This window comes from Kitasatospora sp. NPDC057936, assembly GCF_042887525.1.
GTDB lineage: Bacteria > Actinomycetota > Actinomycetes > Streptomycetales > Streptomycetaceae > Kitasatospora.
The window spans coordinates 95,378-103,567 of the sequence record NZ_JBHVPD010000021.1 but is presented as its reverse complement, the minus strand read 5'-3'; the positions used below and the strand labels follow the sequence as shown (position 1 = coordinate 103,567).

The 8,190-nt window shown below is 73.0% G+C and carries 5 protein-coding genes; 1 reads left to right on the top strand and 4 read right to left on the bottom strand.

The window, feature by feature from the left end:
* From ACFVU9_RS14440 to ACFVU9_RS14430, 3 genes are all read right to left on the bottom strand, one after another.
* Positions 1 to 755: AMP-binding protein (locus ACFVU9_RS14440; RefSeq protein ID WP_387593392.1), on the bottom strand; the 755-nt coding region annotated here is incomplete at its 3' end.
* Positions 756 to 1,097: 342 nt separating this feature from the next.
* Positions 1,098 to 3,536: a SulP family inorganic anion transporter gene (locus tag ACFVU9_RS14435; protein ID WP_387593389.1), complete on the bottom strand. Its 2,439-nt coding sequence runs from the start codon at positions 3,534 to 3,536 to the stop codon at positions 1,098 to 1,100.
* Positions 3,537 to 3,976: 440 nt separating this feature from the next.
* Positions 3,977 to 4,984 carry an ATP-binding protein gene (locus ACFVU9_RS14430; RefSeq protein ID WP_380445087.1) on the bottom strand — a complete coding sequence of 336 codons (1,008 nt, stop codon included), beginning with the start codon at positions 4,982 to 4,984 and terminating at the stop codon, positions 3,977 to 3,979.
* A 233-nt stretch (positions 4,985 to 5,217) separates the two neighbouring features.
* On the opposite strand from ACFVU9_RS14430, the gene ACFVU9_RS14425 reads away from it, so the two are divergent.
* Positions 5,218 to 6,108, top strand: a complete 891-nt coding sequence (locus ACFVU9_RS14425; RefSeq protein WP_380445086.1) for an oxidoreductase — start codon at positions 5,218 to 5,220, stop codon at positions 6,106 to 6,108.
* Positions 6,109 to 6,539: 431 nt separating this feature from the next.
* On the opposite strand, the gene ACFVU9_RS14420 is transcribed toward ACFVU9_RS14425, so the two are convergent.
* On the bottom strand, positions 6,540 to 7,439 hold the full coding sequence (locus ACFVU9_RS14420; RefSeq protein WP_380445085.1) for an HAD family hydrolase: 900 nt from the start codon (positions 7,437 to 7,439) through the stop codon (positions 6,540 to 6,542).
* Positions 7,440 to 8,190 lie beyond the last annotated feature (751 nt).

Below are 8,190 nucleotides of genomic sequence, written 5' to 3'. Positions count from 1 at the left end.
GCCTGGGGGGTGTGGTGGGTGGACTGGCGGGCGGTGATCTCGTGCCACCACACGTCGCGGCCCTCGGTGAGGGTGGTGTCCTGGCCGGTGCGGCGTACGACGAGGACGTGGTCGACGCCGTCCACCTTGGTGAGGGCCTCGTCGATGGCGGGTTTGAGGGCGGTGGGCTTGCCGCGGCGGTAGCCGCCGTCGGCGGTGATGACGAGTTTGGCCTGGGCGTCCTGGATGCGGGAGGCGACGGCGTCGGCGGAGAAGCCGCCGAAGACGACGGAGTGGGTGGCGCCGATGCGGGCGCAGGCGAGCATGGCGATGACGGCTTCGGCGATCATCGGGAGGTAGATGGCGACGCGGTCGCCCTTGGTGACGCCGAGTTCGAGCAGGGCGTTGGCGGCCTGGGAGACCTCGTCCTTGAGCTGGGCGTAGGTGATGGAGCGGCTGTCGCCGGGTTCGCCTTCGAAGTGGATGGCGACGCGGTCGCCGAGGCCGCTCTCGACGTGGCGGTCGACGCAGTTGTAGGCGACGTTGAGGGTGCCGTCGGCGAACCAGGTGGCGAACGGGGGGTTCGACCAGTCCAGGGTCTGGGTGGGTTCGGTGGCCCAGTCCAGGCGGCGGGCCTGCTCGGCCCAGAAGCCCAGGCGGTCCTCGGAGGCCTGCGCGTACGCGGCCGCGGTGACGTTGGCCGCTGCGGCGAGCTCTGCCGGAGGAGCGAAACGACGCTCCTCCTTGAGCAGGTTGGCCAGGCTCTCGTTGCTCAACACGCACTCCTCATCGAGTCATGATCTGGGACGATCCCGTGCGTGGGGATTGTCCCGTGTGTCCCAGCGCACAGCTCACCAGGCGAAGAGCCCACTTGACAAGAGGCACCCGGGAATTGGTGTAGACCTTTGACCGAGAGTCGAACGGACGTCGTCGTGGAGGGGCGGCCTGCGGACCCCCGCGGTGGCCGCCGGGCCGGCCGGCCCGGCGGCCACCGGGAAGGTCGGCCCGACCGTCGAGCGGCGCCGCCGCCGACGCCGCGGAGGTCGCAGGAGGTCGGAGGGGGGCGGAGGGGGTGGGCCCGTGCCCCGGCCCGCCCGGCGGGGACACGGGCCCGGCTCTCAGGCGGCCAGACGGGGATCCCCCTCACTGCCGGCGGCGGACACCCGGTCCGGGATTCCATTCACTCCTTCGGGCGGGCACACCGTCGGTGCGCCCGGTGCCGCGCCGGCGAGCGCCTCGGTCGGCCCTGATCCGGCGGGCCCTGCCGCGGCCGGACGAGCCTGGACCGGGCTGAAGGTGCCGGCCTCGCGGTCGAGCACGTACGCCTGGGCGGTCGCGAAGTCGAAGTACATCCCGACCAGGCGCAGGGTGCCCTCCTCGACCCGGCGCTCCACCGCCGGGTTCGCCAGCAGCTGGTCCAGCTGCTGGACGACATTGGTGATGCAGAGCTGCTCGGCGAGGTCCACCACCGGCCGGTCGGCGAACTCGGCGGGGGCCCGCCGGAGCCGGTCGAGCGAGCCGCGGCCGTTGCGCAGCCAGCGGGTCAGCGGGGTCGGTGTGCCCGGGCGCTCGTGGACGCCGTCCAGCAGGGCCTTCATCGCCCCGCAGCCGGAGTGGCCGCAGACGGTGATCGAGCGCACCTCCAGCGCCTCGACGGCGTACTGCACCGCGGCGGCCACCGAGTCGTCGGCCGCACCGGGCTCGAACGGCGCCGGCACGAGGTTCCCGACGTTGCGGACGGTGAAGAGGTCGCCGGGGCCGCTGTTGGTGATCATGCTGGTGACCATCCGGGAGTCCGCGCAGGTCAGGAAGAGCTGGGAGGGCGTCTGGCCCTCCCGGGCCAGCCGGGCGAGCTCGGGCCGGATCAGCGGGGCGGTGTGCTGCTGGAACACCCGGACGCCGTCGAGCAGCCGGCCGTGCGGGTCCTCCTGCCGCTCGATGCAGTGGTGGCCCACCCAGGGCGTCCAGGCCCGGCAGCGGTGCGGACCCGGGGAGCTGCCGGCGCGGACCGTCCCGTCGGGGTCGAGCACCTCGTCGTCCTGGCGCCGCGTCACCATCGAGACCCGTCCGCCCGCGGCCTGGTGCCCGGAGCGCCAGCTGTGCAGCGTCTCGTACGCGGCGTGGTCCAGGAAGGAGCCGTCGTGGACCACCGTCACGTCGGCGTCGGCGGGGATCCCGGCCAGTGCCCGGCTCAGCCGGGGCACGGCGGTGAAGGTGAGCGGGCCGTGGGTCTGGACCGTCACCGAGCCGTCGGGGCCGGCCAGCACGTCCACATGGGCGCGGGTGAGCCGGTAGAGCGCGAGCAGGACGGCGGTGGCGGCGCCGAGCGTCACGCCCCACAGCACGCCGAACACCACGACGCCCAGCCCGGTGGTGAGGTAGACCGGGAACTCGCGGTGCCGGTGGACCTTGCGGATGTGCGCGAAGCTCATCATCTGCAGTCCGACGACCAGCACCAGCGCACCCAGTGCGGCCAGCGGGATCCGGCGCAGCCCGCCGGTCAGCGCCACGGCGGCCGCGAGCACCCAGACGCCGTGCAGGACCGAGGCCCACCTGCTCTGCCCGCCCGCGCGCACGTTGGCGGTGCTGCGGACCGCGCCCCCGGCGATCGGGAGTCCGCCGACCAGGCCGCTGACGACGTTGGCGACGCCCTGGCCGCGCAGTTCGCGGTCGAGGTCGCCGGTGCGGCGGGACATCCGGTCGATCGCGACGGCGGAGAGCAGCGACTCGACGCTCGCGACCGCGGTGACGGTGAGGACGGCGGCGACCACGCCGGCGAGCGGCCCGTGCGGGAGCGCGGGGACGAACGAGTGCGGTTGCCAGGAGGGGAGTTCGATGTGGGCGAGCGGCAGGTTCGTCGCGGTGGCGAGCGCCGTGGCGGCGGCGATGGCGGCCAGCGGTCCGGGCACCCTGGCCAGCTTCGCGCCCAACTCGCCGGCGCGGCCCGGGATTCGGCCGAGCCGCGGCCAGCCGAGCAGGACGGCCACGGTCACCGACCCGATCAGCACGGCGGGCGGGTGCGGACCAGCCAACTGCCCCGGCAGCGCCAGGATGTTGGCGATCGCGGAGCTCTGCGGGGAGCCGCCGAGCACGACGTGCAGCTGGGCGATCGCGATGGCGAGTCCGACCCCGGCGAGCATGCCGTGCACGATGGCGGGCGAGACGGCGAGCGCCGTCCGGGCCACCCGGCGTGCGCCGAGGAGGAGTTGGAGCAGCCCGGCCGCGAGCGTGATGGCGCAGGTCGCCCGCCAGCCGTACTGGGCGATCAGCCCGGCGGTGATCACGGTCAGCGCGGCCGAGGGTCCGCTGACCTGGAGGGGCGTGCCCCCGAGCAGCCCGACGACGATGCCGCCGACGGCGGCCGCGGCGAGGCCCGCGGTGAGCGGGGCCCCGGTCGCGAGCGCGATGCCGAGGGAGAACGGCACGGCGATCAGGAAGACCACCAGGGAGGCCGAGAGGTCCTGCATCCACCGGACGCGGGGGCCGGATCCCGGACCCGGCGGCGCGTGGTCGGTCGTGTCGGAGGCGATGGGGGCGCTGGAGATGTCGAGGGTCATTGTCTTCCCGTCTGTCCGGGGGAACGAACGCAGTCAGGTCCGGCGGCGAGTCCGGTCGTGGGGCTCCGGGGCGGATCGGCTGTCGTGGGTCGCGACGGTGTGGCGGGATGGTGCGGGCGCGGCGGGGAGTGCGGGTGTCACCGGCCGGACCTCGACCATCGGGGCCCGCCAGGGGCCTCGGCGAGGAGCGGGAGGCCTCGCAGAGGGCCGTCGGGACGGACCATCAAGACTCGGTAAACCGAGGGTAATGAAAGCTTTGCACGCGGTCACCCGTGGCGGAAGGGGAAAAGCCCCTGATTCACCCCATTGGGTGGTGTTCGAACCGCCGCAAATCTGCTGGTGGGCACCCCGGACACGTCGAACGGGCCGTGCCCTTCCCCGGGGTGGGGGAGGGCACGGCCCGTTCCGGTACCGTGCGGCGGCTCGGTCCGGCCGGTTCGTCAGGCGGGCGCGCCAGCCGTGGCGGGCCGCCCGCCGTCGTGGGCGAACTCGCCGAGCACGAAACCGTGGTCGACCTGGGTCGCGAGGTCGACGCCCACCTTGGCGCTGGCCCAGCTCTCCGCGTTCCGCAGGTGGAAGAGGACGGCCTGGTCGGTGTAGCGGCGCGCGTCGCGCCGCTCGTGGGCGGCGTCGACCTCGGTCAGCAACTGCTCCAGCACGGCCCGGTTGGCCGGCTCCAGGGTCCTCAGTGGCGGCTCGCCGCCCTGCTCCAGGCGCCGCACCCAGTCCGAGTGCCCGAAGGTCGTGAGCAGGTCGTCGCCGACCTCGCGGCGCAGGAACGCCAGGTCGTCCGGGCCCTGCACCTTGTTGCCGATCACCCGCAGGTGCACGCCGAAGTCGCGGGCGTAGTCCTTGTACTGGCGGTAGACCGAGACGCCCTTGCGGGTCGGCTCGGCGACCAGGAAGGTCAGGTCGAAGCGGGTGAACAGGCCGGAGGCGAAGGAGTCGGAGCCCGCCGTCATGTCGGTGACGAGGTACTCGTCGCGGCCGTCCACCAGGTGGTTGAGCAGCAGCTCGACCGCGCCGACCTTGGAGTGGTAGCAGGCCACCCCGAGGTCCTCCTCGGTGAAGGCGCCAGTCGCGAGCAGCCGCACCGAGCCCTCGTCCAGGGCGATCGGCCGCGCGCAGGCGGCGTAGACCGGGTTCTCCTCGACGATGCGCAGCAGGCGCGAACCCCGGCCGGGCGGCGTGGTTTTGATCATCTCGTCCGCCGAGCCGATCAACGGGTTGCCGCCGCGCAGGTACTCCTTGATCTCCGGCAGGTGCGCGCCGAGCGAGGGCAGTGCGGCGGCCTGGTCGTCCGTCAGTCCCAGGGCGGGGCCCAGGTGCTGGTTGATGTCGGCGTCGACGGCGATCACCGGCCGGCCCGTGGCGGCCAGGTGGCGGATGAACAGCGCGGACAGCGTCGTCTTGCCGCTGCCGCCCTTTCCGACGAAGGCGATCTTCATCTGGGGACTCCGGCTCTCGCTCGGGGGCTCTCGCTCCGGGGGTTCCGCCCCCGGGCCTCGCCCTGGGAGCTCAACTGGCGCCGGGACGTAACTGGAAATCGTTATCGTCTCCGATAGTGGCCATGCTAGCCGGGGTTTGGGCGTCCCCGCGGACGGGAAGTGAGGATTGCCTCTAACGGGTGATGCGGGGTTGCTGTTCCGGGAGGGGCGGCCGGTTCATTACTCTCGGGTAGGTGAGCACTGGAACAGATCCCCTCGCCCCGCTGGCCCAGCTCCCCGGGGTGCCCGACGCGGTGGCCGAGGTGCGCAAGGCCGTCGACCGCCTCTACGGCCACCGGGTGATGCGCCGCCGCGCGGCCGAGGTCACCTCCGAGTCCGCGCTGCGCGGCGCCCGCGCCTCCGCGGCGCTGGCCGGGGCTGACTGGCCGCTGGAGGAGGTCCGGCGCCGCAGCGACTTCGGCGCGGACGACGGGGCCCGTACGGTCGGCGCCGCCCTGCGGATCGCCGCCGAGGCCGGCCAGCTGCTCAGCATCTGGCGGCACTCGCCGCTCCAGGTGCTGGCCCGGCTGCACCTGCTCGCGGTCGGCGACGCCGACCCGTCCGCGGGTCGTCCGCGGCGTGCGGGCGAGACGGCGGAGGAGCTGTTCCCGCTCGACCTGGAGCCGGTGGAGAGCGTCGAGGCGGTCGTGGTGGACGCCCCGCTGCCGGTGCTGCCGCCCGCGCCCGCGGCCGAGGAGGTCGCCGCGCGCCTCGACCAGCTCTCGCGCCTCCTGGTCGCGCGGGCGGAGGGGCAGGGCGTCGGGACGCCGGCCCTCGTGGTCGCGTCGGTGGTCCACGGGGAACTGCTCGCGCTGCGTCCGTTCGGCGCCCACAACGGGGTGATCGCGCGGGCCGCCCAGCGGATCGTGCTGATCGCCGAGGGCCTCGACCCGAAGTCGATCTGCCCGGCCGAGGTCGGCCTCGCCGAGCTCGGGACGGACGCCTACCGGCGGGCGCTGGCCGGCTACCTGTCCGGGACGGCGGAGGGCATGGGGGCCTGGATCGCGCACTGCGGCCGGGCGTTGCGGCTCGGCGTGCGGGAGAGTACGGCGGTCTGCGAGGCGATGCAGCGCGGAATGGTCTGACCGAACGGTCTCGTCCGGACGCCGGAGCGGTCTTGTCCGGACGCGGAGATGCGGCGGCACCCGAACCTGCCGGGTGCCGCCGCTGGTACAAGTGCCGGGTGACCAAGCATGCACCGGAAGTGCCGATCAGACGGGGATCCTGCCCGTTCGTCTGGTCCGGCGGCCCGACAGCGGGTCGGCTGCATGTGGGTGCTCGGCTACGTGTACGCGCGGTCCGTGGGGCCTGAACTGCGTTGTCGGTTTGACCTCTTCGGTCCTGACCGGGTCTCGCGGGCCGTGTTTCCTTTGTATCGCGTTTCGGGCGAAAGGGGAACCCGAAACGAGAAGTCTGCGGCAATTGCCCGTTTTGTCCCAAACGCGGAGAGTTGCCGGCTTCGAATCGGGCCCGGAACCGTTCCGGAGCCGCTCCCGAACGGCTCCGGGCCCGGGCGTCAGGCGGTCGGCCGCCGGCGCCGGGCCAGGTACCAGATCACGCCGGCGGTCAGCACGGCCGTCCCGACCGCCACGGCGGTGAGCACCGAGCCGCTCGGGGCGGAGAACTCCGGGAGCCGCCGCCGCAGTTCCACCGGCTTGTCGAAGACCAGCACCGGCCACTCCCGGGCCGCCGCCTCCTTCCGCAGCGCGCGGTCCGGGTTGACGGCGGACGGGTGGCCGACGGCCTCCAGCAGCGGCAGGTCGGTGGAGGAGTCGCTGTAGGCGTAGGACTGGGTCAGGTCGTAACCCTCGGTCCCGGCCAACTCCCGGATGGCGGAGGCCTTGTTCTCGGCGTAGGCGTAGTACTCGATCTCGCCGGTGTAGCAGCCGTCCTCGATCTTCAGCCGGGTGGCAATCACGTGGTCCGCGCCGAGCAGGGCGCCGATCGGCTCGACCACCTCGGAGCCCGAGCTGCTGACGATCACCACGTCCCGGCCGGCCGCGTGGTGCTGCTCGATCAGCGAGGCGGCCTCGTCGTAGATGATCGGGTCGATCAGGTTGTGCAGCGTCTCGGCGACGATCTCGCGGACCTGCTGCACGTTCCAGCCCCGGATGAGCGAGGAGAGGTACTCGCGCATCTTCTCCATCTGGTCGTGGTCCGCGCCGCCGACGAGGAACACGAACTGGGCGTACGCGCTGCGCAGTACGGCCCGACGGTTGATCAGGCCGCCCTGGTAGAAGGGTCGGCTGAAGGCCAGTGCGCTCGACTTGGCGATGATGGTCTTGTCCAGGTCGAAGAAGGCCGCCGTGCGGGTGCCGCCCGGCCGGGGGTGCGCGGGGGCGGGAGCGTCGGCGGGCCCGGTGGCGCCGCCCGCGGAGTGGTCGGCGCGGTCGTCGGCGTTCTCGGTGGTGTCCACGGGAACCGAGGATAGAGGGAGCTGCAAAAACACCCCGCCATTCGGCGTACTCGCGGGCGTGCGGGTTTGTGTTTCTGGCCTCTCGGGTACACCATGGAAGTCACGGATCGTTCGCGACCGTGCTAACCCGGTCCGGCTCCTCCCCCCCGAGTCGGGCTGTGGATAGACGACCCCCGCTCTCCCCCCCGGCGGGGGTCGTCGCACGTCCGGGGCCATTTTCAGGGCTTGAAGGCCCTTCACGGCGAGTGTGCCCGGCCGGCCGCCCGCGGTGTACAGGGGGTGTCGGCAGCGGGGCCCGCCCACCATCTTTCGTCACTCTGCGTCGCCATTTGCTCATGCCTGCCGATGGCCACTTGCCGCCCCCGTCGCGGCGGTCCGGGATGCCGGACGGCTCCGCGAGAGGAGTCCGACGAGGTCGCGCGGTAAGTGCGACCGGAGTCCCCGGTTCATCTCCGTGATCCCGGTTCGTCAATTCTTGGCTCATTAGCCCCCCGCCCGGGTGAACGCATTTATCCACAGGCGCCGAGTTGTCCACAGGGATTCGGAAGCCCGATGACGGAATCCCGATCAGCCCCCACCGTGAGGTTCGGCGGCGGTCGCCGGGGCCTCCCTCAGGGCCTCTCCCGGGCCCTCCCGGGCGGCCGTCCGTCCCAACCGTCGGACGTGCGCCGTCGGCCGTGAACAGCGGTCGACGGCGCGGGGGGGAGAGGACCAAGTCGACGCCCAACACCCGCCCCACCACCCGCGAGGG

Coding starts and splice junctions, on each gene's coding strand:
- ACFVU9_RS14435 (WP_387593389.1), bottom strand. CDS start 3,536: ATGACCCTCGACATCTCCAGCGCCCCCATCGCCTCCGACACGACCGAC.
- ACFVU9_RS14430 (WP_380445087.1), bottom strand. CDS start 4,984: ATGAAGATCGCCTTCGTCGGAAAGGGCGGCAGCGGCAAGACGACGCTG.